This is a genomic window from Nonomuraea sp. CA-218870 (genome assembly GCF_050936535.1).
Taxonomy (GTDB): domain Bacteria; phylum Actinomycetota; class Actinomycetes; order Streptosporangiales; family Streptosporangiaceae; genus Nonomuraea; species Nonomuraea corallina.
On the sequence record NZ_JBNJMN010000001.1, the window covers coordinates 824,952 to 849,128 of the forward strand.

Annotated in this window: 25 protein-coding genes, 1 tRNA gene and 1 pseudogene; 12 read left to right on the forward strand and 15 right to left on the reverse strand. The window is 71.2% G+C overall.

Going from position 1 to position 24,177, the window contains the following annotated elements:
- Positions 1-15 precede the first annotated feature (15 nt).
- The 3 genes from ACQEUU_RS04150 to ACQEUU_RS04160 are packed head-to-tail and all read right to left on the reverse strand — an operon-like array spanning position 16 to position 2,142.
- On the reverse strand, positions 16-327 hold the full coding sequence (locus ACQEUU_RS04150; protein ID WP_433060482.1) for a hypothetical protein: 312 nt from the start codon (positions 325-327) through the stop codon (positions 16-18).
- 10 nt (positions 328-337) lie between these two features.
- Positions 338-973, reverse strand: a complete 636-nt coding sequence (locus ACQEUU_RS04155) for a response regulator (protein WP_433060485.1) — start codon at positions 971-973, stop codon at positions 338-340.
- A 35-nt stretch (positions 974-1,008) separates the two neighbouring features.
- Positions 1,009-2,142 carry a sensor histidine kinase gene (locus tag ACQEUU_RS04160; protein WP_433060488.1) on the reverse strand — a complete coding sequence of 378 codons (1,134 nt, stop codon included), beginning with the start codon at positions 2,140-2,142 and terminating at the stop codon, positions 1,009-1,011.
- Positions 2,143-2,273: 131 nt separating this feature from the next.
- On the opposite strand from ACQEUU_RS04160, the gene ACQEUU_RS04165 reads away from it, so the two are divergent.
- Complete coding sequence (locus ACQEUU_RS04165) at positions 2,274-2,819, forward strand: hypothetical protein (protein ID WP_433060491.1); 546 nt, start codon at positions 2,274-2,276, stop codon at positions 2,817-2,819.
- Between the two features lie 57 nt (positions 2,820-2,876).
- Positions 2,877-2,949: transfer RNA gene (locus tag ACQEUU_RS04170), tRNA-Arg, on the forward strand.
- Between the two features lie 107 nt (positions 2,950-3,056).
- Here ACQEUU_RS04170 and ACQEUU_RS04175 read toward each other — a convergent pair.
- On the reverse strand, positions 3,057-3,479 hold the full coding sequence (locus ACQEUU_RS04175; protein WP_433060494.1) for a hypothetical protein: 423 nt from the start codon (positions 3,477-3,479) through the stop codon (positions 3,057-3,059).
- Positions 3,480-3,540: 61 nt separating this feature from the next.
- Between ACQEUU_RS04175 and ACQEUU_RS04180 the strand changes: the two are divergent.
- Positions 3,541-4,016: pseudogene (locus tag ACQEUU_RS04180) on the forward strand (NUDIX hydrolase).
- Between the two features lie 22 nt (positions 4,017-4,038).
- Here ACQEUU_RS04180 and ACQEUU_RS04185 read toward each other — a convergent pair.
- The gene (locus ACQEUU_RS04185) at positions 4,039-4,671 is read right to left on the reverse strand and encodes a DUF6461 domain-containing protein (protein WP_433060497.1); all 633 of its coding nucleotides are present in this window, start codon (positions 4,669-4,671) and stop codon (positions 4,039-4,041) included.
- Between the two features lie 40 nt (positions 4,672-4,711).
- Positions 4,712-5,053 carry a phosphohydrolase gene (locus tag ACQEUU_RS04190; RefSeq protein WP_433060500.1) on the reverse strand — a complete coding sequence of 114 codons (342 nt, stop codon included), beginning with the start codon at positions 5,051-5,053 and terminating at the stop codon, positions 4,712-4,714.
- A 999-nt stretch (positions 5,054-6,052) separates the two neighbouring features.
- Here ACQEUU_RS04190 and ACQEUU_RS04195 point away from each other — a divergent pair.
- From ACQEUU_RS04195 to ACQEUU_RS04210, 4 genes are all read left to right on the forward strand, one after another.
- The gene (locus ACQEUU_RS04195) at positions 6,053-8,866 is read left to right on the forward strand and encodes a BTAD domain-containing putative transcriptional regulator (protein ID WP_433060502.1); all 2,814 of its coding nucleotides are present in this window, start codon (positions 6,053-6,055) and stop codon (positions 8,864-8,866) included.
- Positions 8,867-9,332: 466 nt separating this feature from the next.
- A complete protein-coding gene (locus ACQEUU_RS04200; protein ID WP_433060504.1) occupies positions 9,333-9,869 on the forward strand; it encodes a TlpA family protein disulfide reductase in 537 nt (178 codons plus the stop codon).
- Positions 9,866-11,710 (forward strand): ABC transporter ATP-binding protein, encoded by a 1,845-nt coding sequence (locus tag ACQEUU_RS04205; RefSeq protein ID WP_433060507.1) that lies wholly within the window; start codon positions 9,866-9,868, stop codon positions 11,708-11,710. The genes ACQEUU_RS04200 and ACQEUU_RS04205 overlap by 4 nt, the downstream gene beginning before the upstream one ends.
- Complete coding sequence (locus tag ACQEUU_RS04210; RefSeq protein WP_433060510.1) at positions 11,707-12,165, forward strand: S26 family signal peptidase; 459 nt, start codon at positions 11,707-11,709, stop codon at positions 12,163-12,165. Before ACQEUU_RS04205 ends, ACQEUU_RS04210 begins: the two co-directional genes overlap by 4 nt.
- On the opposite strand, the gene ACQEUU_RS04215 is transcribed toward ACQEUU_RS04210, so the two are convergent.
- The 4 genes from ACQEUU_RS04215 to ACQEUU_RS04230 form a co-directional block, all read right to left on the reverse strand.
- The gene (locus tag ACQEUU_RS04215) at positions 12,155-12,691 is read right to left on the reverse strand and encodes a MauE/DoxX family redox-associated membrane protein (RefSeq protein ID WP_433060513.1); all 537 of its coding nucleotides are present in this window, start codon (positions 12,689-12,691) and stop codon (positions 12,155-12,157) included. The two genes, ACQEUU_RS04210 and ACQEUU_RS04215, sit on opposite strands and share 11 nt — an antisense overlap.
- A 171-nt stretch (positions 12,692-12,862) precedes the next feature.
- On the reverse strand, positions 12,863-14,014 hold the full coding sequence (locus tag ACQEUU_RS04220) for an alpha/beta fold hydrolase (protein WP_433060516.1): 1,152 nt from the start codon (positions 14,012-14,014) through the stop codon (positions 12,863-12,865).
- Positions 14,011-14,316, reverse strand: coding sequence for a hypothetical protein (locus ACQEUU_RS04225; protein WP_433060519.1), 306 nt, complete (start codon positions 14,314-14,316; stop codon positions 14,011-14,013). The genes ACQEUU_RS04220 and ACQEUU_RS04225 overlap by 4 nt, the downstream gene beginning before the upstream one ends.
- A gap of 143 nt (positions 14,317-14,459) precedes the next feature.
- On the reverse strand, positions 14,460-15,074 hold the full coding sequence (locus ACQEUU_RS04230) for a hypothetical protein (RefSeq protein WP_433060522.1): 615 nt from the start codon (positions 15,072-15,074) through the stop codon (positions 14,460-14,462).
- 172 nt (positions 15,075-15,246) lie between these two features.
- Between ACQEUU_RS04230 and ACQEUU_RS04235 the strand changes: the two genes are divergently transcribed.
- On the forward strand, positions 15,247-16,068 hold the full coding sequence (locus tag ACQEUU_RS04235) for an inositol monophosphatase family protein (RefSeq protein ID WP_433060525.1): 822 nt from the start codon (positions 15,247-15,249) through the stop codon (positions 16,066-16,068).
- A gap of 31 nt (positions 16,069-16,099) precedes the next feature.
- On the opposite strand, the gene ACQEUU_RS04240 is transcribed toward ACQEUU_RS04235, so the two are convergent.
- Entirely contained in the window at positions 16,100-16,762 is a 663-nt protein-coding gene (locus ACQEUU_RS04240; protein ID WP_433060528.1) for a class I SAM-dependent methyltransferase, read from the reverse strand.
- A 54-nt stretch (positions 16,763-16,816) separates the two neighbouring features.
- Between ACQEUU_RS04240 and ACQEUU_RS04245 the strand changes: the two genes are divergently transcribed.
- Positions 16,817-16,993 (forward strand): hypothetical protein, encoded by a 177-nt coding sequence (locus ACQEUU_RS04245; protein WP_433060530.1) that lies wholly within the window; start codon positions 16,817-16,819, stop codon positions 16,991-16,993.
- On the opposite strand, the gene ACQEUU_RS04250 is transcribed toward ACQEUU_RS04245, so the two are convergent.
- On the reverse strand, positions 16,959-17,153 hold the full coding sequence (locus ACQEUU_RS04250) for a hypothetical protein (protein WP_433060533.1): 195 nt from the start codon (positions 17,151-17,153) through the stop codon (positions 16,959-16,961). The genes ACQEUU_RS04245 and ACQEUU_RS04250 overlap by 35 nt on opposite strands.
- Positions 17,154-17,568: 415 nt before the next feature.
- On the opposite strand from ACQEUU_RS04250, the gene ACQEUU_RS04255 reads away from it, so the two are divergent.
- On the forward strand, positions 17,569-19,725 hold the full coding sequence (locus tag ACQEUU_RS04255) for a DEAD/DEAH box helicase (protein WP_433060536.1): 2,157 nt from the start codon (positions 17,569-17,571) through the stop codon (positions 19,723-19,725).
- Between the two features lie 421 nt (positions 19,726-20,146).
- Positions 20,147-20,437 carry a YiaA/YiaB family inner membrane protein gene (locus ACQEUU_RS04260; RefSeq protein WP_433060538.1) on the forward strand — a complete coding sequence of 97 codons (291 nt, stop codon included), beginning with the start codon at positions 20,147-20,149 and terminating at the stop codon, positions 20,435-20,437.
- A 6-nt stretch (positions 20,438-20,443) separates the two neighbouring features.
- Here ACQEUU_RS04260 and ACQEUU_RS04265 read toward each other — a convergent pair whose 3' ends face one another.
- The 3 genes from ACQEUU_RS04265 to ACQEUU_RS04275 are packed head-to-tail and all read right to left on the reverse strand — an operon-like array spanning position 20,444 to position 23,531.
- Positions 20,444-21,094, reverse strand: coding sequence for a response regulator (locus ACQEUU_RS04265; protein WP_433060541.1), 651 nt, complete (start codon positions 21,092-21,094; stop codon positions 20,444-20,446).
- A complete protein-coding gene (gene macS / locus ACQEUU_RS04270; RefSeq protein ID WP_433060544.1) occupies positions 21,091-22,221 on the reverse strand; it encodes a MacS family sensor histidine kinase in 1,131 nt (376 codons plus the stop codon). The genes ACQEUU_RS04265 and macS overlap by 4 nt, the downstream gene beginning before the upstream one ends.
- A 53-nt stretch (positions 22,222-22,274) precedes the next feature.
- A complete protein-coding gene (locus tag ACQEUU_RS04275; protein ID WP_433060547.1) occupies positions 22,275-23,531 on the reverse strand; it encodes an MFS transporter in 1,257 nt (418 codons plus the stop codon).
- 85 nt (positions 23,532-23,616) lie between these two features.
- Here ACQEUU_RS04275 and ACQEUU_RS04280 point away from each other — a divergent pair, with 85 nt between their 5' ends.
- Positions 23,617-24,156, forward strand: a complete 540-nt coding sequence (locus ACQEUU_RS04280) for a CGNR zinc finger domain-containing protein (RefSeq protein WP_433060550.1) — start codon at positions 23,617-23,619, stop codon at positions 24,154-24,156.
- Positions 24,157-24,177 lie beyond the last annotated feature (21 nt).

Sequence of the window (24,177 nt, forward strand, 5' to 3'; positions counted from 1 at the left end):
ACGCCCGCCTGACGCTCAGGCGTACAGCCCCGGGTTGAGCCCCGTGCACCAGCCGGCCGACACGATGGACACCAACGCCCAGCCGATCATCAACCCCAGGCCCAGCCCTTTGGCCCACGGCGTGCGCAGCAGCAGCAGACCCACCCCGCCTCCGATCGCGCCCAGGAACAGGAGGCCCGCGGCCACGGCCAGCACCGCCGGGGTGGCCCACGACACGGCGACGAACCCCACCACGACGTTGAACACGACATAGGCGAAGATCCCGACGGCCGCGAGACCCACGACCACACCGGTGGACCGGGGCTGCTGAGGCGGTGGCATGCTCACGGCGCCCACCTTACGGTGCCGCGTCCCCCGAGTAATAGATGGCCGCCTGCACCCGGCTCTTCAGGCCCAGCTTGCCGAGGACCCGGCTGACGTGCGTCTTCGTCGTGGCCTCCGCCATGTCGAGCGCCTTGGCGATCTCCGCGTTGGACAGCCCTCGCCCGATGCACGCCAGCACCTCCCTCTCCCGGGGCGTCAACGTCTTAGGATCGACCGGCTCCCGCCGCGCGGGCGCCTGCTCCGCGAACGCCCTGATCAGCTTGCGCGTCACCCCCGGCGAGATCAGCCCGTCGCCCGCGGCCACCAGCCGCACCGCGTCGACCAGGCCGTCCGCGTCGGTGTTCTTCAACAGGAACCCGGCGGCGCCGGCCCGCAGCGCGCCGAACACGTACTCGTCCACATCGAACGTCGTCAGGACCAGCACGTCGGTGATCCCCGCCAGCTCGGCGGCGGCGGAGATCCCGTCCATCCGCGGCATCCGGATGTCCATCAGCACCACGTCGGGCCGCAGCTCGCGCGCCATGGCGACCGCCTCCACCCCGTCGGCCGCCTCCCCGACCACCTCGATGTCGCCGGCCCCGTCGAGGATCAGCACGATCCCGGCCCGCACGGCCGCGTGGTCGTCAGCCACCAGCACCTTGATGCCCACTCAACCCACCTCGTCTTTCCCTCGTCGGCGGGGGATCACGTGGCCTGCCCTTCCGGCGCCGGGAGCGTGGCCGCGACCCGCCAGCCGTTCTCGTGCGGGCCCGCCTCGAACGTCCCGCCCACGAGGCTGGCCCGCTCCTTCATCCCCACCAGCCCCGCGCCGGCCCCCGGCAGCCGCCGGTCCCGCTCGCCCATCGGGTTGTCCACGGTGATCGACACCTGGTCGTCCTCGTACGCCAGCCGAACCCTGGCCGGCGGGTCGCCGTGTTTGAGCGCGTTGGTCAACGCCTCCTGGAGGATCCGGAAGGCCGCCAGATCGACCGGCACGGACAGGTCGCGAGGCCGCCCGTCGACGCGCAGCTCGGTGGTCAGGCCGGCCTGCCGCGACCGCTCCACCAGGCCCTCGGCATCCCGCAGCCGATGGCGCATCGCCTCACCCTCGTCGCCTTCCTGCCGGAGCAGCCCGATCATGGAACGCATCTCGGCCATGCCCTTCACGCTGTTCTCCCGTACGGACTCCATGATCGTCCGCACGGTCGCCTGGTCGAGATCCTTGCGGGACAGCGCGGCGGTGGACTGGATGGCGATGGCGCTGAAATGGTTGGCGATCATGTCGTGCAGCTCGCGCGCCATCCGCGTCCGCTCCGCCGTGACGGCCGCCTGACGGTCGAGCTCCGCCAGCCGCGCCACCTGCTCGGCCCTGGCCCGCTCGGCCGCCGCCTGGTCGCGGTGCTGGCGCAGGATCTGGGCCGTGGTCACCGGAGTGACCAGGATCAGCCCCACCTGGACCATGTTGAGCGCGAGCGCCCGCCAGTCGGACCACAGGAACCCCGTCACCGCCCCGAACCCCACAGCCGTCACCGCGGTGATCGCGAGCAGCCAGCGGGAGAACCGGGCCGGCCCGTAGAGCGCGGCGGCGTACAGATTGTCGGTGTAGACCAGCATCGTCCCCAGAGACGGCCCCACCAGCACGTCCATGACGAACCCCACCGTGCCCAGCCCCAGCGACCCGAGCGGCGACCGGTAGCGCAGCAGCACGGCCAGGCACGTGATCGCCAACGGGATGACCAGCACCCAGTCGGGCACGCCGCGCTCGATGCGGGCCCCGGCCCCGATCAGGACCAGCCCCACGAGGAAGGCCAGGCCGGCCCACAACGGCACGCGGTTCATGCCCACATCCCACCACCTCGCGCGACCGGGTGGATCCTTCGCGGGGCCGCCTGTGGATACACACTTCGATGTATCCACAGGCCGTTCCCCGAGAGGATGTTTCTGCCACAGGGAACGCCAGACTGGACAGTGTGATCGTCGCCGTCATCATCGCCTGCGAGATCGGGTTCTGGGTCCTGCTCGGCCTCGGACTCGCCTCCCGCTACCTCTGGAACCGCCGCGCCCTCAGCACCGCCCTCCTGGTCAGCGTCCCCCTGCTGGACGTGATCCTGCTCGCGGCGGCGGTCATCGACATGCGCGGCGGCGCGACGGCGGACTTCAAGCACGGCCTCGCGGCCGCGTACCTCGCCTACTCGATCATGTTCGGCCACAGCACACTCAAATGGGCCGACGCCAGATTCCACCACCGCTTCGGCGGCGGCCCCCCGCCCCCACGCCCGCCCAAGCGCGGCCCGGCCAGAACCCGTTACGAGTGGATCTTCTGGCTGCGGATCGTCCTCGCGTACGGCCTCGCCTGGGGGGTCGTGCTGATCCTGGGACTGCTCGTCGGGGCTCCGGAGCGCATGGGACCGCTGTACGAGTTCCTCGGGCAGGCGGCCAAAGTCCCGCTGATCGCCCTCATCTGGCCGGTCAGCCAGACGATCTGGCCCGGGAAGGAGGAGCCCATGCGGTCATGATTGCCGTAACTGGTTCGAGGTACGGCTCAAGACCCGCTATGCTTGCTTACGCAGCGAGCGGCCGTAGCTCAATGGATAGAGCATCTGACTACGGATCAGAAGGTTAGGGGTTCGAGTCCTCTCGGCCGCGCATCAGGTCAAAGGCCCTCCGGGATCATCTCGGAGGGCCTTTTTCGTGGCCGTACAGCAGCGTTGTACAGCAACGCAGCCCGACACAGCCGATCCCCGGCGGTCAGATCAAGCCGACGGGACGCTGGCCTCTACTGAGGCGTCGTCGTGGCTCTCTCGTAGGCGGCGTGCCCAATCCGCGGGGAAGACCTGCTCAAGCCGCTCTCTGCTGGTCTCCAACAGCCTCTCCTTCGCCAAGGGGAGGAGGGCGCCGTCCTGGACGGCCTTGTGATTCTCGGGCGCAGGGCAGATCAGGACGGCGAGGATCCGGCACCCTCGTTGGAGCTCCTCGATCCCCGTCGTGTGGATCATGCTCTTGATGGGCTCCCACGCCGTTCTTACGGCAAGACCCACCAACGCATCGAGCAGAACACCGCGCCCCTCGGCCTTCCGGGACTGCAGGATGAGCGGCGACGTCCTGGCCGCCCAGATCCGCAACGCCATGGTCCTGTACCGACCCATCAGCAAGCTCGACAACGTCGGAATCCGCACGCACCACCTACGCCGACAGCTTCGAGAAGGTCTGGGACCAGGCCAAGCCGGTGGAACCGTGATGGCGCGACGCATCGACTTCTACGACGACCCCGACGCCCCAAGCCCAACAGCCTGGTTCCGTCCGTGAACGTCATCGTCACCAACGAGGCCGGCGACCTGCCGATGATCCGCCGTACCGACAACGACAACTGGGCCGTCCCGTGCGGCGCGATCGACCTGGGCGAGTCCATCCCTCAGGCGGCCGTACGGGAGACGCTGGAGGAAACCGGCATCCTGTGCGAGATCACCGGCCTGGTCGGCACCTACAGCGACCCCCGCCACGTCATCCTCTACACCAGCAACGGCGAGGCCCGCCAGGAGTTCTCCCTCGTCCTCACCGGCCGGGCCATCAGCGGCGAGCCAACCCCGAGCAGCGAATCCCGAGAAGTCCGCTGGGTGCCCCGCAACCAGGTGGCGAACCTGAGGATGGACCGCTCGATGCGCATGCGGATCGAGCACTATCTCGCGGGCACGGGCCTTCCTCACATCGGCTGAGTGCTCGCCGAGCACGGCCACCTCAGCGAGACAAGGGCCTGATCCGCGAGTGCTGCGCCAGGAACCAGTCAGTGGCGATGTCGGTTCGCGTGAGGCGTCCGATCAGGGCCAAGGCCGAGCTGATGCTTTCCGTCTCGTCGTCGCCGCTCCGGAAAGCCAGGCCCTCCATCAGAGGGTCGAGCGCATGCGGATCCTCACCAAGCCGCTCCTCCGGCCAGGTCGGATCGAAGGAGACGACCGTTCGCCCGTCCCGGGCGTAGTCAAAGTAGGCGCGGCCATGTATGTCCATTCGGAGCCCGACGGCCTCACGACCGCCTTCGCTGATGGAGCGCACGTCCTCGCCGCCGCTGTGCCCAGGCACCATGCTGATCCAGCCGTTGACCTCCGCAACCCACGTGGACCCGTCGTTGTTGTTGTGATCGAGGATGTCGCTCAGGTAGCACGCGGTGCGGGTGTCAAGGTCCCAGCCGTAGACCGCTGCGAGGGCGTCGAGGTCCGCGCCCTTGATCCACATGGCGCTGAATCCCAGCATCCACAGGTCCGGGTCATCCAGCTCTTCGGTGAAGATCGTCGAGACCAGAAGGTCGTGCAGATAGGATGAGGACCGCATGGCCGCCTCTCGGAGGAAGGCGCGTCTCGGGATTTCCTTCAGCATTCGCGCCAGGGGCATGCTAGCCGTTGCAGAGGCAGATTGATCACGACCACTGACCGGCGCCCGCCTGCCGTACATCGGCCAGCGCCGCCTCCACCGCCCGCACCGACGACACGATGCACGGCGTCGCATCGCTGATCGACCGGCTCACCACATGCTCGGGACCGTAGCGGGAGTGGATCTCCGCCAGCCGGTCCCGTACATCCGAATGCCGGCCATCCGGGTCCGTGGTCATGTCGCAGTACGTCAGCGCCCGAGCCAGGTCCGGCCGCTCCTGGTCGAACTCCCGGGCCAGCACGTCGAGCAGGTTCCGCTGCCGGGCCTCGTTGTCCGCGCACGAGTGATAGGCCACCAGGCGGCACAGCCGCTCATCGGCCTGGACCACATCGCGCAGGTACCGTGCGCCGTCGAGGCGAGGTGCTCTTCGAGAGCTATCTCGGGGAGCGCCAGGCTGTGGCCGGTGTGGTCGGCTATCGCTTTCAGCACGGTTGTTCACTTACAGCATGAGGGGGCTGACCTTGCCGATCAACCCGTACGCCTGCCCTGACGTCTGCACAGTCCCTCGTTGATCCTCATCTCCTGGACCGTCCCGTCCAGCAGGGCGAGAACAGGACGCGATCTTGCTAACGCTGTTGCTGACAACGTCCCTGGACGCCGGTGTACGCCCACGGAACCCAATCAAGCTGAAGATGCCGTTGAGCAGGCGCTTCTAACGGTCGCCAGCCGGAGGCAGTTCGACTCCCGCGCGTCCGGCCGGGGCGGAGAATTCCTGCCGGAGCCAGTTCTATCAGCTGTTCGGCCTGCCTGAGCGTTTCTGACAGGCCGTCGGGGGCCTCGACGCTGGAGGCCGAGAACCGTTGCCCCGTCACGGGTTACCGTGATGATGGCTTGGTGGTGGCCGCGCGCCCTGAGGTAGGGCGCGAAGGCGTCATTCCCGTCGTCGAAGCGCAACTCGTCGAGGGACCTGTCGTCTGCATCGTTCGCGATGTCCAGGACATGGACCCGCATGAAAACGTGGAACCGTTCGTCACCGGGACACGTAGACGTCAAGGCATAGCGACACGTATCCAGCGTAGATCTTCGCCTTGTGATGGATTGGTTAGGCCGTCTTCCAGTCCTATCAGGATGACATCTTGCTGTGCGCACCGGGCGGATCTTCTGGCCGGATCCAGTGTCCCGGCCGGGCGGCCCATCGTTGAGTCCGTGATGCACGCGGGCAGCCCCCTCGAACAGCTCCGCCGCCCGCCGCCTCGTACGCGGCCGAGAGCCGCCGTTGCGGGCTAGGGTGACGGGTGACCGTCGACCGAGCGGGGGTTCTGTCCGGCGGGCGTTTCGCGGTCATGCGCGCGAGTGCTGTGCGCGACACGCGGAAGGGGGCGTGATCGTGGAGTTCAAGGTTCTGGGTCCGTTGCGGGTCCGGTCCGGTGACGTCGTCCCGGCCTTGGGGCCGCGTAAGCAGCGGCTCCTGCTCGCGGTGCTGCTCGGTCACCCGCATGGCAGCCTCTCCGCCGACTACCTGGGCGACGCGCTGTGGGGCCCCGCGCCTCCGCCTTCAGCGGCGGCCAACCTGCGGCTGTACACGCGTGGCCTGCGCACGATCCTGGGAGCGGACCGGATTCTGCGTGAGGGTGGCGCCGGTTACCGGCTCGACGTCGACTGCGCCGAGGTCGACGCCTGCCGGTTCGTGGCTCTGGTACGGGACGGTCAGGAGGCGTTGACGGCGGAGGATCCCGTCAGGGCCCGGCCGGTGCTCGGTGCGGCGCTGGAGCTGTGGCAGGGACCTCCGTTCGCGGATCTCGCCGCCGAGTCCGCCCTTGGCGAGGAGCGGTCCCGCCTGGAGGAATGGCACCTGGTCGCCCTGGAACAGCGGATAGAGGCGGACCTGCGCCTGGGGGAGGACGCCTCTCTGGTGGCCGAGCTCTCCGCCCTGGTGAACCGGCATGCTTTCCGTGAGCGGCTGTGGTCGCATCTGATGCTCGCTCTCTACCGGTCGGGCCGGCGGGCGGACGCTCTGCGGACTTATCGGCGGGCGCGCCGCGTCCTCATCGACGAGCTGGGCCTGGAGCCGGGCGAGGAGCTGCGTTCCCTGGAAAGGGCCATCCTCGTCTCCGATCCGGAGCTCAACCGGTCGCGACGGGCGGACGGCCCGGATCTTCATCGGTCGCGATGGACGGACACTACCGAGCTTCCGGCTCGGCCATCGGTGCCGGCCCAGTTACCGGGCGGCCCGCTCGGATTCGTGGGACGCGACGACGAGATCCGGCGTCTGGACGAGATCACGGCGGCCGCCGGGGTGGTCGCCGTGGTGGGTCCCGGGGGTGTGGGGAAGACGGCCTTGGCGGTCCGGTGGGGTCAGCTCTCCCGCCACCTGTTCGCCGACGGGCAGCTCTTCGTGGACCTGAGGGGGTTCGGGCCCGAGACGCCGCTGCATCCGGGGCTGGTGCTGGAGCGCTTCCTGCGGGCCCTGGACGTCCCGCCAGGGCGGATCCCCGCCGAGACGGAGGAGCGGGCAGCGGTGTTCCGGTCGCTGATGGCCGATCGGCGGATGCTGGTCGTGCTGGACAACGCCGCCTCGGCCGGCCAGGTGCGCGCGCTGCTCCCAGGGGCCGGGCGGAGCCTGACCCTGGTCACCAGCCGGCTTCGCCTGGATGGTCTCGCCACGACGCACGGTGTGCCGCGGATCTCGCTCGGGCCGCTGCCGATGGCCGACGCCGTCGCCCTCATCCGGGAACGGCTGCCTCACCACGGGAGGGTCGCGGGCGCGGAGAAGTTGGCCGAGCTGTGCGACCGGATCCCCCTGGCCCTGCGGATCGCCGCCTCGCGCCTGGAGATGTCGACCTACGATTCGGCCGTCGCCGAGCTGGTGGCGGAGATGACCGACGAGCGCGTACGTCTGGACAGGCTGGCCGTCGACGAGGACGAGATCTCGGTACGCGCCGTTCTGCGCGCCTCGCTCCGCCCGCTGAACGAGCCTGTCCGCAGGATGTTCCGGCTCCTCGGACTCCACCCCGGCCCCAAGCCGTCCCTGGCGGTCGCCGCCGCCCTGGTGGGCGGGACGGCCGGCGAGACCCGGGAACTCCTCGGACGGCTCGTCTCCGCCCACCTGCTCCAGCCGGTGTCCGGCGACCACTACGTGATGCACGAGCTGGTACGGATCTACGCCCACGAGCGGTGCCTGGCCGAGGAGAGCGCGGACCAGCGGGACCAGGCCATGACCGCCATGCTTACCTGGTACCGCGACGCCGCGAACGCGGCCGACCGGGTGCTCCGGCCGAAGGAACGGCCCAACTTCGGCTTCCCGACCCGGCCCATGTACTTCGCCGACGACAATGCGGCTCTGGCCTGGTTCGACGCCGACGCCGCGAACCTGAACGCCGCCGTACAGGGTGCGGCGCGTTCACATCCGGCGCTGGCCTGGCAGATCGTGGCGGCCATGTACAGCTGGCTGCAGCGGCGCCACCACACGAGGCAGTGGGCCGACCTGCACACCGTCGCGGCGGAGGCGGCCGTGAGGGCCGCGGACCCCGTAGGAGAGGCGATGATCGTGGGCCGGCTCGCCGTCATCCACAGCCTGATGGGCCACACCGAACGCGCCGTGGCGGCCTGCCGCCGAGCGCACCGGCTCCGGCTCGGGCTCGGGGACACCTTGGGCGCGGCCACGGCCCTGCTCAACCTCGGCGCCGTGTACATCAACGCCCGCCGCTCGGAGGAGGCCATCCGGTGGCTTGAGGAGGCGGCCGGCCTGGGTGCGTCCCTGGAGGGCGCCCATCACTTCCACGCCCTGCTGTACAGCAACCTGGGCGAGGCCCACCACCTCGTCGGGCGGCTCGACCAGGCGATGAGCCACTATCGGACGGCGCTGGAGATCAGTGAGACGGGCTGCGGCGACCGGGACATCGCCCAGATCCTGGTCAGCATGAGCGCGCTCCACCGCGACATGGGCGCGTACGAGAGTTCGGTGTCGTGTGGCGAGCGCGCTCTGGCGCTCGCGGTCCGCACAGGTGACACCCTGCTGCGCGCGGGAGCGCACGTGGCGCTCGGTCTCGCCCACGGCGCGCGGGAGCGCACCGAGGAGGCGACGGCCCACCTCGAAGCCGCGCTGGCCGTTTACGAGGAGCTCGGGCACGACGAGGCCGGAGCGGTCCGCGATCACCTCGACCGGCTCGGTGCGCGCCTGCCCGGTGAGTCTCCCCGGTAGGGGATGCGGTCCTCCCATATACGGGATATATACGAGGACTATCTCCGCCGATGCCACGATCTCAGTGGCCAACGCACTACGGGGGAGTTCGTCTTTCCGTGGCCGTGGCATCCGTCCGTCCGACGCCGCGCGGCCCATGCTGTCGCGGTTCGTCGAACCAACAGCAGAGAAAGGCACGACAGGTCATGACCAGAATTGCCGAAAAGGTGGCCGATCGTCTCCTCGGCGTATTCGCGCCGGCCGTCACAGCGAAGGCCGACCTGTGCTCCTGCAGCGGATCGGGCTGGTACTGGGGCGCGGCCTGCGACACCGGAGGGTGGTACTACAAGTGGCGCTGCAACGGCTGCCACTGGGTCCGTAGGTGTGAGAAGAGATATCACTGACCGAATTCCGGGACGGCGACCGGACCATGGTCGCCGTCCCGGACCAGCCATTCCGTCACTTCGACAAGGATGAGAGACATCGCATGACGCCGTATCTGCTCGCGGGCGTGGTTCTCGTCGGGCTGATCGGAGCCCTCAACCTGATCCTCACGTTCGGCGTCATCCGGCGACTGAGGGAGCACGACAGAGCGCTGGCCGGGCATCCGGCCCCGGACCAGGTCCTCCGCATCGGCGACGCCGTCGGGGATTTCGCCGCGGTGACTGTGGACGGTGACCCGCTGACCCGCGCTCATCTCACGGGCCGGACCGCGGTGGGATTCTTCTCCACGACCTGTGCGCCGTGCCTGGAACGCCTTCCCGAGTTCGTGGACTACGCCCGTGCCTTCCCCGGCGGCCGCGACCAGGTGCTCGTCGTCGTGGTCACCCGGCAGCCGGAGGAGGCGCAGGACTTCGTCGGTCAGGCGCGATCGGTGGCGCGAGTCGTGGTGGAGCGGTTCGACGGGCCGATCGCCACCGCCTTCGCGGTCACGGCGTTCCCCACTCTCGCGTTGGTGGACGAGGGCACGACCGTGGCCGGCGGGACCACGCTTGAGGACCTGACCGCCAAGACCCCCGCATGACGGCCGCCCCCGCTCGTCGGGCGCACCTGTCCGGACTGGCCGCGGCGGTGGCGCTGGCGGTGCGGGCGGCGCCCGGCCATCTCGCGCTCGAACTCGTGACGACGCTGGTCGGCGCCGCTCTGCCGGTGACGGCGGCCTGGCTCACCAAGCTGGTGCTGGAGCAGGTGGTGGCAGCCGGACCGGCCCCGTCCCTGGGGCGCCTCGCCCTCGGCCTGGCCCTCGTCGGCGCGGCCGCGGCGGCGTTGCCCCAGATCACCCAGTACGTCCGTAGCGAGCTGCGGAGGCGGGTGGGGTTGCTCACGCAGGACCGGCTTTATACGGCGGTCAACACCTTTCCCGGCCTGAGCCGATTCGAGGAGCCGCGCTTCCTGGACCGGCTCAGGCTCGCCGAGCAGGCGGCCGACGACGCCCCTGCCGCGCTGGTGCTGGGCGCCTCCGGGCTGTTCCAGTCACTGGCCACCGGGCTCGGCTTCCTCGCCTCGCTGTACGTGCTCAGTCCCGTCATGGCACTGCTGGTGGTCGCGGCCGCGGTGCCCGCGCTGCTGGCGGAGCTCGCGCTGTCGCGGCGCCGGGCCACGATGATGTGGCGGATCGGGCCCGTCGAACGCCGACGGCTGTTCTACTCCGCCCTGCTGTGCGATCCTCGGGCGGCCAAGGAGGTGCGCCTGTTCGGCCTGGGCGACTTCCTCCGGGAACGGATGCTCGGGCAACTGCGCACCGCGCATTCCGCGCAGCGCGGGACGGACCGCCGCGAGGCCGCGGTCCAGAGCGGGCTGGGGCTGCTGGGCGCCGTGGTGGCCGGCGCCGGACTGGTCTGGGCTGTGCTGGCGGCCGGCCGGGGCGCCCTGACGGCGGGCGACATCATGATGTTCGTGGCGGCGGTGGCCGGCGTGCAGGCGGCGCTGACCGGCCTGATCCAGCAGCTGGCCCGCGTACACCAGGAACTCCTGCTCTTCGACCACTACCTGCTGGTGGTGCGCGCGGCGCCGGACCTGCCGATCGCCGACCCGCCGGCTCGGCTCCCCGCCCTGCGCCGCGGCATCGAGTTCCGGGACGTGTGGTTCCGCTACTCCGACGAGCACGACTGGGTGCTGCGCGGTGTCAGTTTCACGATCCCCCACGGGCAGTCGATCGGGCTGGTGGGCATCAACGGCGCGGGCAAGAGCACGCTCGTCAAGCTGCTGTGCCGGCTGTACGACCCGACGCGGGGCGCCATCCTGTGGGACGGGGTGGACCTGCGCCAGGTGTCGCCGGCCACCTTGCGTGAGCGGGTCGGCGCGGTCTTCCAGGACTACATGGCCTACGACCTCACCGTCCGGGAGAACATCGGCGTCGGCGACCTGGACGCGCTGCACGATCAGTCCAGGATCGGGGACGCCGCCCGTCGCGCCGGGATCGACCACCTGGTGGCATCGCTGCCCCGGGGGTACGACACCCTGCTCAGCAGGATGTTCCCGCAGGATCCGGACGGCGACGGCTCGGGAAGCGGTGTCACCCTCTCGGGCGGCCAATGGCAGCGGCTGGCTCTGGCCAGAGCGTTCCTGCGGGAGAACCGGGACCTGCTCATCCTCGACGAGCCGAGCTCGGGCCTGGACGCCGAGGCCGAGGCACGGATACACGCGAGCATCGGCGCGTACCGCGGAGACCGTACCAGCCTGCTGGTGTCCCACCGCCTGGGGACGCTGCGCGACGTCGATCGCCTCGTCGTGCTCGGGGACGGCGTGGTGACGGAGACGGGGACGCACGCCGAGCTCATGGAACGGCGGGGCGGCTACGCCCGGCTGTTCTCCCTGCAAGCCAGGGGGTACGCCGACGAGTCGGCCGCGGCGGCGCCGGGATGACCGCGGTCGTGCTGGCGGCCTGCGGCGCGCTGGTCGCGCTCTGGCTCTGGGTACGCCGGCGGCTGGTCGTGGTCACGGTCGAGGGGCCCAGCATGGAGCCGGCCCTCCGGGACGGGGACAGGGTGCTGGTGCGCCGGGTGCCGCTGCCGGAGGTCCGCGCCGGGCAGGTGATGGTGGCACGCAGGCCGTCCCCACCCGGTCAGCCGGAAGACGCAGGGCCCTGGCTGGTCAAGCGGGTGGTCGCGGTGGGAGGGGATCCGGTGCCCGCGGAGGTGCGGGCGGCCGTCGACGCGCGCGACGACCGCGTACCTCATGGATGTCTGGTGGTGCTGGGCGACAACCGGGCGCGGAGCGCCGACTCCCGGCACTGGGGGTACATCACCGCCGAGCACCTGCTCGGCGTGGTGCACCGCGGCATGTCGCCGGGAACGCCGGGCGGACCCGTCAACGCCTGACGTCGACGGGACGGAAGAGCTCGGCGATGTCGTCGAGGCGTACGACGATCAGCACGCAGACCGCCGCCGCCGCGGCGGCGATCACCATCCCCGGGACCTCGACGCCGCCCGGCGTCCCGGCGAACGCCGCACCCATTGCCGCCAGAGCCGCCACGATCAACACCAGGTTGCGGACCACGTGATGCCTCCCGACGGGCGTCTCCGAGGCGCCGAAACAGTGACAGGGCGCCGCCTTCTCCCGCCTCAGGGCACGCACCAGCGCGTAACCGAACCCACCGAGCGTGACCGCCGCCAGGGCGAACCCTGCGGGCGCGGTGACCGGTACGGCGACCAGCACCACGATCGCCGCCTCCGCCACCACGGCGAGCAGACCGAGCCGTCGTGCCCGCCCCGGGTCCACGGCCAGCAACGTGCCGGTGGCCGTGATGAACTCCCGGAACGCCTGACGGCTGCGCACCTTGCCGGCCAGGGAGACCAGGAAGATCCCCACCACCAGCAGTTGACCCCAAACCACCACATAGCCCATAACGACGACTCCGTATCAGGGGCGGTCATCCCAGCCCTCATTATCGGCCTGGGCATCGCAGGTGGTCTGACTGCCCCAGGATCCGTGCGTGCCAGGACCGTTCGGCTGGTGGTAGGCGCGAAAGCGGCCCCCGAGCGCTACTCGGGGGCCGCGGGTTCGGTCTCGGCGGGGTCAGGACACGGGTGAGGTCGCCCAGTGGTTCGCGTCGGCCGGCCAGTTCTGCGACGGCGTCTGCTTCCTGGGCGCGCTCTCCTGGAGGGTGCCCACCGCGCATCGGGTGCCGTGCGGCGGCACCTTCAGCGAGATCAGGTACTCGTCGAAGATGTCCGTCTGGCACTTGTCCTTGCCGTAGATGCGGTGCCCCCAGCCCTCGTAGGTGAGCAGCACCGCCTTGGACCCGAGCTGGCGGGCCGCGTTGGCGGACCAGATCCACGGGGTGGCCGGGTCGTGCAGGGAGTTGCCGAGCAGCAGCGGGGCGTCGCCCGTGTACCGCAGCGCGTGCGGCGGGTTGGTGGTCGGGTGGTTCATGCAGATCGGCAGATCTTCGATCGGGTACGGGTGATACCGCGTGTCAGGTGCGAGCGTGTTGGAGACGCGCATGAGGGCGGCGTACTCCGCGTAGTTGCGCACCCGGAGGTCGTAGTCCTGGCAGAGCACCAGGGTCGGCAGGTGGGCGACGTCACCTTCCACGGGCTGCCGGCCGGGCAGCGGCGGGATCCACGACGGCGGCGGCCCGCCGTCCAGCCAGTTGATCACTTCGCTCAGCAGGTGCCAGGCGGGTCCTTCGGTGCCCAGGGCGGCGTTGTGGATGACCTGCACCTCGGTCATCGGCTGGCCCGTGCTGGGGTATTTCAGCTCGCCGCGCTGCGCCTTCTCCCGCAGGTCCTTCCAGATCGCGCGGATGTCGCGTCCGTGCAGGACGCAGCTGGGCTCCTGCTCGCACCAGCCGACGAACTGGTCGAAGGCCTCCTCGATGGCGATCGCCTCGGTGGACAGGAACCCCGCTACGCCGAGGCTGTGGTCCATGTTGCTGTCGAGGCCCAGGGCCCGGACGCGGCCGGGGAACAGCTCGGCGTACATCTGGCCGATCAGCGTGCCGTACGAGATGCCGTAGTAGGTGAGCTTCTCCTCACCGAGCGCGGCGCGCAGCGCGTCCAGGTCGCGGGCGACGTCGGCGGAGTCGACGTGGTCGTACAGCGGGCCGGTACGGGCGCGGCAGTCGGCGTGCAGTTGTCTGGTGAAGGTGTTCCAGGCGTCGTAGTCCGCCTGGCTTCTCATGACGGTGTGCGGCATCCGGTTGTACACCGACGCCGAGCAGATCACCGGGTTGCTGCGGCCAACCCCCCGCGGGTCGAAGCCGACGATGTCGAAGTGCCGGCGCAGTTCCTCGCGGCCGGGTCCGTGGCCTTGCGCCGGGCGACGGCGATGTCGACCTTGGCCCCGTCCGGCTTCGACCAGTCGATGGGCACGGTCAGCGTGCCGCAGTCGGCGGCGGGCTCCTCCTCGCAGGGCGTCCAGGCGATGGTCTGCGGAGTCGTCCCGTCGGTGTCCGCGTCGGCCGCCGAGACGGGTAAGACCGTCATGATCGCCAGGAAGGCGGCGAACCAGGTGGCTCTCTTTCTCACTATGCCCCCGAAACCAGTTGATCTTTGTGGAGCGTGCCACGCTAGCAAAATCGCCCGCTATTCACCGGAAAGATATGAAGAATGGCGATAATTGCCGATCTGATTCGGTGACTCCTGGCGAAGACCCGGCGGTTCGGGCGCCGTCAGACCAGGCCCTGGACGTCGGAGCGGAGCTTGCCGCCCTGGCGGAAGAACTCGGCCAGGGCGAGCACGCCCACGCTCACGATCGGCGCCCACCTGTAGTTTTCCACGGCGGACACCCCCGCTCCCTGGAGCGGGGTGCCGGCGACCAGGGTGTGCAGGACCCACGCGTCCACCGCCGGGATCGCGGCGACGCACATCAGGAGGACGCCGATCACGGTGAGCCTCGTGGCGTTCTTGGGCGCGAAGGGATCATGCTCGCGGAAACTGCGCATCAGCAGGAGAAGCAGCACCGCGACGGCGCAGAGCACCGACATGAGCAGCAACTCGGGCAGGATCAGAAGGAAGCTCTGCCACGGGCTGGGCTCGGTGATGGTCAGCGTGGCGTCGAAGGCGGGCTCCACCAGGCTGACCGTCCCCGGAGGGCCGGTGCGCGCGGGCGTCGGATCGCCGGCGGTGGCACCGGTCGCGTGGGGGTTGACGGAGACGTGGCGCGTGTCGGCCCTGGAGTCGCCGAATATGCCGAAGAAGCTGGTCAGAAGCATGACGAGAGCGAGACCGAGTCCTGCCCACGCGTGCCACTCAAGGACGCGGATGCTCCCCGGCGGTCTGGTCATGGCCGGCCTCCTCGCTGGGACGTCGATCCTCGCCACAACGATAATCGATAAACTCTGGGAGGCCAAGACCAGGTGAGTGGCCTGGTCCGAGCTCGGCGAACGGGCTCGCCTACCCTGGGGACCAGGCCGCCGACCGGCCGTTCACCTCGATCCGGGAGCTCAGCGAACCCGTATGACCACCGACGTCCTCACCCTGCTGCCCATCGCCGAACGCGCCGCCACCGTCGCCGCCGACCTCGTCCGTACGAAGGCGCCCGGCGTCGTCACCGCCAAGGGCGACCGCGACATGGTCACCGAAGTGGACTACGCGGTCGAGCAGGCCGTGCGTGACTTCCTCACCCGTGAGACCCCCGAGATCGCCTTTCTCGGGGAGGAGGAGGGTCTCACCGGAGCCGGCAGGGGTCTCACGTGGGTGCTCGACCCCGTCGACGGCACCGCGAACTTCGTGCACCGCATTCCGCTCTGCGCCGTCTCCCTCGGCCTCGTCGACGGGAACGTCCCCACGCTCGGCGTCATCGACCTGCCGTTCCTCGGCACCCGCTACACCGCCGCGCAAGGGGCGGGCGCCCGCGCCGACGGCACCGTGATCCACGCCGGTGACACCCGCGACCTGGGCGAGGCCATCGTCTCCGTCGGCGACTACGCCGTGGGCGTCGGCGCGCGGGAACTCAACCGTCCCCGGCTCGCCCTCACCCAGGCGCTGGCCGCCCGCGTCCAGCGCGTCCGCATGTTCGGCTCCGCCGCCATAGACCTGGCCTGGGTCGCCGACGGCAGGATCGACGCCCTGGTCATGCTCAACAACAACCCCTGGGACACCGCCGCCGGCGTCGTCATCGCCCGCGAGGCCGGAGCCGTGGTCGTCGATCTCGACGGGAGCGCCCACACCATGGACTCCCGGGCCACCATCGCCGTCGCCCCCGGGGTCGTCACCGCCCTGATGGAGCTCATCACCGAGACGCTCGATGCCGCCGAGCGCGCTGGGAGCCCTTCCTGAGGCGACGTCCTTGCTGGGCGCCGTCGGGGCCTCAGCGGCGTGGCGGGTCGGCCTCCTTGCCGGCCAGCAGGAACACCCGGGGAAAACCGCGCCGCTCGTCCTGCTCGCCGGGGAACACCACCCGGGCCGTCTCGACGACGCCCCGCTCGCGCAGCATGCCGGAGATCAGGTCCGTGGACCATCGGTAGGCCCGCGTGACGGCGTGGTCGTACGGCTCGGCCGGCCGCGCGGGATCGTCGGTCGCGGAGAAGGAGAGCAGCAGCCGCCCGCCGGGCGCGAGCACACGGGCGAACTCGTCGAACACCTCGGGCAGCCGCCCCGGCGGGGTGTGGATGATCGAGTGGTGGCTGAAGACCCCGCCGACGCCCCCGCCCGGGAGGTCCAGGGCGGACATGGAGCCGGTCTCGAAGGGGATGCCCGGGTGTTCGAGCCGGGCCAGTTCGATCATCCGCGGCGACAGGTCGATCCCGAACGCCGGTCCGCGCGCGTGCAGGTACGCCGTGTAGTGTCCCGGCCCGCAGCCGAGGTCGGCGATCGGCCCGGCGTCCGCGGCCCTCACCAGGTCGGCGAAGGTGTCGATGACGGCCCGGTCCAGCGGCTTGTCGGCCAGGTGGTCGCGGAAGAGCGCGCTGTACTCGGCCGCCCTCGCGTCGTAGGCGGTGCGGGTCGTTTCGAGGAAGCCGGCTTCGGTCATAGTGGGCCAACCTAGCCTGCGAAGGACGCCACCGCGGGCTCGTAGGATCGCGCCATGAAGGTCATCGGTGTCCCCGTCCAGGTGTGGGGCGCGATCGCGCTGGTCCTGGCCGTGGTGTGGGTGGTGGTGTGGCCGCAGCGCCACGATCGTCACCACCGGCTGACCACCCGCTCCGCGCCGGAAGGGCCGCGGGTGATCAGGAGTGGGCGGCGCGGATCTCCGTCACGGTGAACGCGTCGACGATGTGCCGGTTCTGCACCAGGAAGCCGACCACGCCCGCCACCGCCTCCACGGCCAGGGCGGCTCTCACCTGGGCGCTCAGGAGGTAGACGAGGGGGGTCGACGGCTGGGTGAGCATCAGGGCCCGGTCGTGGCGGTGGACGTCCTGCAACGCCCTGATCGGGATCGGCCGCTCCGTGGTGAACCAGGCCGCGACGTCCCACAGCGGCAGGGCCGCGTCGACGTCGGCGGTGGCGTAGTAGCAGGTGACGCAGCCGTTGCCGGCGTGCTCACCGTGCGGGCAGGTCCACTGGGCCAGGTCGGCCCGGCTCTGGTCACGCGTGCTCAGGATCGCCGCCTCGGTGACCCGGCGGCGCGGAGGCCTGGACCGGTCCTCCCATGGAGAGAATGAGTCGTTGCCGATGATCGGATCCCCTTCCGTGGCCCCGTCCCGATACGTCGAAATCTAGTCTCGTTACCCTGCCCGCACCCGTACAAGCGGCAGGAGTCGCGGCACATCATGATCTGACAGGCGGATCGACGGGCTCGCTCCGCGGTCCGTGAGTCCGGGGGATACCTTCGACTCCATGGGATCGCCGTCCGCCGGGGATGTCCGGGACCTGTTACGACGCGCGCGACGGCTGCTGGGCGACGCCCGGGAGCTGATCGCCGAGCACGACCGGGCGGTGGCCGAGGCCCGGGCCGCGCTCGAACCGCTGCGCGTGCGGCAGGTCAGGGCGGAGCTCGGCGCCATGCCCGTCTCCCGGCTGAAGGACGTCACCAGCGGCCGGCTGCGGTTCGGGGCGCTGCGGGACGCCGGTTACGCCACGGTGCTCAGCGTCCTGGAGGCGACCCCGTACGAGCTGCAGAAGGTCCCCGGCGTGGGGCAGCAGACGCGGGGGCAGGCGCAGAAGGCGGCGGAGCAGCTCGCGCGAGCCGTGCGGCAGTCCGGCACCGTCCACATCGACGTCGACCACCGGGACGCGGAGACCACCCGGCTGCTCGTCGCGCTGTCCCGGCTGGTCGCCGTCGGCCCCGAGCTGGTGCGGGCCCGGCGTACGGCCCTGGAGGTCGTGCGGCGGCTGGGCGCGCTGATCCCGCGGGCCCGCCCGCTCAGCTCCTGGCCGCGCAGGCTCCTGTCCGGAAGCCGCCGCCTCGGCCGCGCGGCCGAGGCGGCGACGCAGGTCGCCGGTCTGCTCAGGTACGAGACCGAGACCAGGTTGCTGATCGCCCAGGCCACGACGGACCTGCTGCGCCCGCCACCCGGCGGCGCTCTGGCGTGGATCGACTTCGAGCTCCGCGCCGCCGACTACTACAACCTGCTGGCGGAGCTGTCGGCCGTGGCGCCGTCGGACCAGGCCGCGGCCGAGGGCTTCCTGCCGGAGGACCTGGCCGGGCGGGTCAGGGCGCAGGAGCTCGACGACACCCTGCGGCGGGTGTCGCTCCGCGGCTATCAGGCGTTCGGCGCGCGGTTCGCGCTGGCCCAGCGCCGGGTGATCCTCGGTGACGACATGGGGCTGGGCAAGACGATCCAGGCGATCGCCGTGCTCGCGCACCTGCACGCGCGGGGCGTGACGCGTTCGCTGGTGGTCTGCCCGGCGAGCGTGCTCGTCAACTGGCTGCGCGAGATCGAGGGCCGCAGTTCGCTCCAGGTCTACAGGCTGCACGGCGATGACCGCCTTCTGGCCCGCGACGCGTGGCTCGCACGGGGCGGTGTCGCCGTCACCACGTACGACGGGCTGCACGCTTTGGACCCCGTGCCCCAGGTCGGGGCGCTCGTCGTCGACGAGGCGCACTATGTGAAGAACCCCAGGGCCCGCCGCTCCAAGGCTGTCGCCCGGTGGTGCGAGCACGTCGAGACGGTGCTGTTCATGACGGGCACGCCGATGGAGAACCGCCTCGACGAGTTCCGCGCCCTGGTGGACCGTCTCCGGCCGGGGTTGCTGGACGGCCGGGTCGAGCCGGCCGGCGGGGCGGAGGGGTTCCGGCGGGCCGTCGCGCCCGTCTATCTGCGCCGCAACCAGCAGGACGTGGTGACGGAGCTGCCCGATCTGGTCCACAGCGACGAGTGGGAGGAGTTCAGCGCGGCCGACGCCGCCGCCTACCGGGAAGCGGTGGAGGCCGGGGCTTTCATGGCGATGCGCCGCGCGGCCTACGCGGCGCCGGAGAAGTCCGCCAAGCTGGAACGGCTGCGTGAGCTGGTCGACGCGGCGGCCGGGGCCGGGCTGAAGGTCGTGGTGTTCTCCTACTTCCGCGAGGTGCTCGCCGCCGTCGGCGGCGCGCTCGGCGCGCCGGTTCACGGGCCGCTCGACGGCGGTCTGACGCCGGAACGCCGTCAGGAGGTGGTCGACGCCTTCTCGGGGGTCCGGGGCCACGCGGTGCTGCTCGCGCAGATCCAGGCGGGCGGGGTCGGGCTCAACCTCCAGGCGGCCTCCGTCGTGATCCTGTGCGAGCCGCAGGTCAAGCCGACGCTGGAGAGCCAGGCCGTGGCCCGGGCCTATCGGATCGGGCAGGTACGGCGCGTGCAGGTGCACCGCCTGCTGACGCCCGACAGCATGGACGAGCGACTGCTGGCGATCATGCAGTCCAAGTCCGCGTTGTTCGACGCCTACGCCAGGCGCAGCCACCTCGCCGAGTCGACGCCCGACGCCGTCGACGTCTCCGGTGAGGCGTTGGCCGAGCAGATCGTACGGGAGGAACGCGAACGCCTCGCCGCCATGAAGCCTGACGAGAATCTCGCCTGACGCGCGGCCACGGCCCGCCACCGTTGTGCCGCTGTGGAAGGGGTCCCGATCTCCGCCGAGTCGCCCGCCCCGAGCAGCGCGCCCCACCGAACCCGCCCCGGAGCCCACCGAGGAACCGGTAGGGGAGGAAACGGAGACGCCCGACTCCGGTTCCTACCGGTATTCGTTCACCCACGTCGGCGCCGGCGCGTACGCCTGCTCCGTGGAAGGCCGTCTCCATTCGCAACAACTACCGGGTGGACTCCTTCGGCAACCACGCCTGGCTGATCGCCGACCACGCCGCCAACTGCGTCCAGATCTTCGGCCTGTCCGGCGGCGGCGCGACCATCACCGTCTCCTGACGCCCACGACGGGGAACCTCTCAGAGGAATTGAGTACGCGTACTCAGGCGGACGTCCGGCCCGTGCCGGACCCTTGGCGCATGACCAAACCAGTCCAGCCCACCATGACGGCCGCCTACTACGCGCAATGTGTCATCTCGTTCGCCGTGGCGATCGGGAGCGTGGCGATCGGCCTGATCTTCCTCCCGGTCAACCCCTGGGTCCGCGCGTTCCTGGCGGTCGCGGTGCTCTACACGGTGACGTCCGCGTTCGGTCTGGCGAAGTGCGTGCGGGACCGGCAGGAGACCGCCAACATGTCGAGCCGGGTCGACCAGGCGCGGCTGGACAAGCTGCTCTCCGAGCACGACCCGTACAAGGTCGACAGCATCTGAGCCGGTCTACGCCTGGTCGAGGCCGCGTTCGATCGCGTAACGGACGAGTTGCACCCGGTTGTGGAGGTGGAGCTTGTTCAGGGTGTTCTGCACGTGGTTCTGCACGGTGCGGTGGCTGAGGACGAGCCGCTCGGCGATCTGCCGGTACGACAGGCCCTTGGCGACCAGGCGGAGCACCTCGGTCTCGCGGTCGGTGAGGCGCGGGCCGTCGTCGGCGGGCCGCTGGGTGGCGAGACGCCGGTACTCGCCGAGCACCAGGCCCGCCAGGCCCGGCGTGAAGACCGGCTCCCCTTCGGCCGTGCGCCGGACGGCGTCGAGGAACTCCTCCCGGCCGGCCGACTTGACGAGGTAGCCGGAGGCGCCGGCCTTGACGGCTTCGAGCACGTCCTCGTGCTCGCCGCTCGCCGACAGCACCAGGACGCGGGGCGGAGGGTCGGCCGCCGCGAGCCCTCTGGCCACCTCCACCCCCGGCAGGTCAGGCAGCCTCAGGTCGAGGACGACCACCTCGGGGCGCACGGCGGCGGCGACGCGGAGCGCCTGGCGGCCCTCGCCCGTGGCCGCCACCACCTCGTGCCCGGCGTCCTCCAGGTCGCGGGCCACCGCGTCCCGCCACATCGGGTGGTCGTCCACCACCATCACCCGCAGTGCCCCGGTCATGCGCCAACTGTAGACGGGCGGGCGGGGACGACGAGTTCGATCTCGGTCCCTTCGCCGGGCGCGGAGGTGAGGGTCACGGTGCCGCCCAGGCCGGTGATCCGGCCCTTGATGGACTGGGCGATGCCGAGCCTGCCCTCCGCCTCGGCCTCCTGGAGGCGTCCGGCGGGAATGCCGGGGCCCTCGTCGCGCACGGTGATGGTGATCAGGTCGCCGTCGTGCTCCGCCAGGACCCAGGCCCGCGCGTTCTCGCCGCAGTGCCGCCGGACGTTGTCGAGCGCCGCGCCCACGGCCGCGACCAGCTCCCGGGCCTGGCCCGCGGGGAGCGGCAGCGGGGTCGCGGGCGCCGAGACGGTGACGGCCGGCGTGGTGAACCGGCGTAACCGGGCCCCCACGTCGACGAGGCCGGCGCTGTCCTGCTCCGCCGTGGCCGGGCCGCTGCGGATCAGCTCCCGTACCGCGGCCTCCTGCTCTCCGGCGAGCCGGCCCAGCTCGGCGGCCTCCCCGCCGATCTCCTGCCCCCGGCGCTGCACCAGCGCCAGGACCTGCAGGACCGAGTCGTGGATGCCGCGCGCGAGCCGCTCGCGCTCCCGGTTGGCCGCCTCGATCTCCACGGCCCGTTGCAGCCGTTCCTCCGCCTGCTTGGTCAGCCGGGCGACGTGGCCGACGACGGCGCCGGCGAGGATCAGCAGGACGGCGCCGTTGATCGGAACGGACAGGATGGACTCGTCGAGGCCGCGTATCCACAGGTCGGCGAGCGACAGGACGACGGCCGTGACCGTCCCGGCCCGCCGTCCGCCGTGGACGGCCCAGGCGAGCACGGGCCCGCCGACCCAGGTGGCCGTCACCGGCATCAGACCCGCCCGGCCGGCCTCGGAGCCCTGGACGTACGCGGAGGCGAGGAGGCAGCCGAGGGTTACGAGCACGTCCACGACGAGGAGCGCGCGGCTCCTCCTCACGGAGTACGCGACGGTGGTGGCCGCCGTCCAGACCGCCATCACGCCGAGGACGAGCCAGCCCGCGACGGGACGCTCGTAGCCGCCGGAGGTCGCCAGCAGCAGCGCGGCGTAGCCCAGGGAGGCGACGCGGTAGACCGCGATCGCCCGCCAGAACGACCCTTCGATCCCCATGACGCCCCATCGCTCGACCGGAGTCCGACTCTACGGCCGCTCCGTCGGATGGATCATCCGCCTGGGAGGAGAAGGTCCCGATGGGGGGTCCCGGCGGCGGCCGACAGGTCGGTACGGAGCGCGTACCGGAGGAAGGCCGCCATCACCGCCAGGGCGAGCACCGTGGCGACGGCGAACGCCGTGCGCACCCCCCACACCTCCGCGATCAGCCCGGCCACGGCGGCCCCCGGCGGCAGGACGCCCCAGCTGATGACGCGTGAGGCCGCGTACACCCGGCCCAGCAGCTCGGGCGGGGAGAGGTTCTGGCGGATGGTGGCCACGAGGATGCGCCAGACGCTCGCGCCCGCTCCCGCGACCACCGCGCCCGCGGCGACCGCCCAGGCGGAGGCGCCGACGGCGACCGGCAGGACGAGCAGCACGGTGCCGGCGGCGTCGGCGATGAGCAGGGTGGTCACGCCGAACCGGCGTCGCAGCGGCTCCACGACCATGGACGCGAGCAGGCCGCCGACCGCCATGGCGGTGAGCAGCAGGCCGTACTGGGCGGTGCTGAGGCCGAGCGGTCCCGGGGCGACCGCGTACACGACGAGCAGGGCCGTGGCCGCGGCCCAGACGACGTTCATCACGGCGGTGTAGAGGGTGAGGGTGCGCACCACCGGCTGCCGCCACAGGTGGCGCAGCCCCGCGACCAGGGCGCCTCGCCGGGGCTCTGTCACGTCCGGACCGGCCGGCCCGGGGGAGAGGGTCATGGCGAGGATGCCCGCGACCGCCAGGACGTAGAGGACGGCGCCCGCGCCGGTGGCCAGAGCGAGGGTGGTCGCGGCGAGGAGGCCGGCGAGGGGCGGGCCGGCGAGCTGGTTGGTGACGTTGATCGTGGCCTCGACGCGGGCGTTGGCGCGGTTGCGGGCCTCGGGGGCGACGACGCGCGGGATGGTCGAGGTCAGCGCCGTGTCGACGAGGGTCTCGGCGACGCCGAGCAGGACGGCGGCGAGGAGGATCAGCGGGATCGAGAGGGCGCCCGTCAGGTGGGCGGCGGTCAGGCCCGCCAGCACCGCCGCGCGGGCCAGGCTGACGCCGGTGAGGAGGGCGCGCCGCTCGACGCGGTCCACGATCCAGCCCGCGTGCAGGCCGAAGAGGGGCCAGGCCAGGGTGAGCGCGGTCGTCACGGCGGCGACCTCGCCGGGTGAGGCGCCGATGGCGAGCGCCAGCAGGGGGAGCACGAACAGGGCCATGCCGTCGGCGAGGTTGGAGGCCCCGGTGCCGAACCACAGCCCGTTGAACGACCGGCCCAGCGACGTGGGGAGCAGACGCATCGGTCACACCTTTCAAAGACCGTTGAACGGTAAGACCGTTGAGTCTCACCTGTCAATAACGGTTGATTGGTGAGATAGTGGAGGCATGACCGAGGTGGAACTGGTCGGCAACGCGCTCTGCCTGGACTTCGCCAACACCGTCAACGCCCGCCCCGTCGCGGCGCGCGACTGGCTGGCGACGTCCGAGCAGGCCCTGGCCTGGGCACGCGCCGCCGGTCTGCCCATCGAGGACACGGCGGGCCTGGCGGAGGCGAGGGAGCTGCGGGAGGCGGTGTTCCGGATCTTCGAGGCGCTCGCCAACGACGGGCCGCCGCCGCGGGCGGACCTCGACGCGGTGCTGGCCGTCCACGCCGAGGGAGCCGCCAGGGCCCGGCTGGAACCGGCCGGCGGGGCTTACGGGCTGCGCTGGGAGGGCCCTCGTACGATGCGCGTGCTGATGTGGGAGGTGGCGGCGTCGGCGGTCGAGCTCCTCACGCACGGGCCGCTGGACCGGCTCGGCGCCTGCCCGTCCTGCGTGTGGCTGTTCCTGGACACGAGCAGGAACCGGCGGCGCCGCTGGTGCAGCATGACGACCTGCGGCAGCCGCGACAAGTCCCGCCGCTACTACGCCACCCGCTCGGCATAGGCGGCCCCGGCTGCGGCTGGG

What these genes read in the sequence shown, in the direction of transcription:
- ACQEUU_RS04160 (WP_433060488.1), bottom strand. Translation starts at nt 2,142, where the DNA reads ATGAACCGCGTGCCGTTGTGGGCCGGCCTGGCCTTCCTCGTGGGGCTG.
- ACQEUU_RS04260 (WP_433060538.1), top strand. Translation starts at nt 20,147, where the DNA reads ATGACCAAACCAGTCCAGCCCACCATGACGGCCGCCTACTACGCGCAA.
- ACQEUU_RS04275 (WP_433060547.1), bottom strand. Translation starts at nt 23,531, where the DNA reads ATGCGTCTGCTCCCCACGTCGCTGGGCCGGTCGTTCAACGGGCTGTGG.
- ACQEUU_RS04210 (WP_433060510.1), top strand. Translation starts at nt 11,707, where the DNA reads ATGACCGCGGTCGTGCTGGCGGCCTGCGGCGCGCTGGTCGCGCTCTGG.
- ACQEUU_RS04245 (WP_433060530.1), top strand. Translation starts at nt 16,817, where the DNA reads ATGAAGGTCATCGGTGTCCCCGTCCAGGTGTGGGGCGCGATCGCGCTG.
- ACQEUU_RS04265 (WP_433060541.1), bottom strand. Translation starts at nt 21,094, where the DNA reads ATGACCGGGGCACTGCGGGTGATGGTGGTGGACGACCACCCGATGTGG.
- ACQEUU_RS04205 (WP_433060507.1), top strand. Translation starts at nt 9,866, where the DNA reads ATGACGGCCGCCCCCGCTCGTCGGGCGCACCTGTCCGGACTGGCCGCG.
- ACQEUU_RS04240 (WP_433060528.1), bottom strand. Translation starts at nt 16,762, where the DNA reads ATGACCGAAGCCGGCTTCCTCGAAACGACCCGCACCGCCTACGACGCG.
- ACQEUU_RS04280 (WP_433060550.1), top strand. Translation starts at nt 23,617, where the DNA reads ATGACCGAGGTGGAACTGGTCGGCAACGCGCTCTGCCTGGACTTCGCC.
- ACQEUU_RS04230 (WP_433060522.1), bottom strand. Translation starts at nt 15,074, where the DNA reads ATGACCAGACCGCCGGGGAGCATCCGCGTCCTTGAGTGGCACGCGTGG.
- ACQEUU_RS04200 (WP_433060504.1), top strand. Translation starts at nt 9,333, where the DNA reads ATGACGCCGTATCTGCTCGCGGGCGTGGTTCTCGTCGGGCTGATCGGA.
- macS (WP_433060544.1), bottom strand. Translation starts at nt 22,221, where the DNA reads ATGGGGATCGAAGGGTCGTTCTGGCGGGCGATCGCGGTCTACCGCGTC.
- ACQEUU_RS04215 (WP_433060513.1), bottom strand. Translation starts at nt 12,691, where the DNA reads ATGGGCTATGTGGTGGTTTGGGGTCAACTGCTGGTGGTGGGGATCTTC.
- ACQEUU_RS04185 (WP_433060497.1), bottom strand. Translation starts at nt 4,671, where the DNA reads ATGCTGAAGGAAATCCCGAGACGCGCCTTCCTCCGAGAGGCGGCCATG.
- ACQEUU_RS04255 (WP_433060536.1), top strand. Translation starts at nt 17,569, where the DNA reads ATGGGATCGCCGTCCGCCGGGGATGTCCGGGACCTGTTACGACGCGCG.
- ACQEUU_RS04235 (WP_433060525.1), top strand. Translation starts at nt 15,247, where the DNA reads ATGACCACCGACGTCCTCACCCTGCTGCCCATCGCCGAACGCGCCGCC.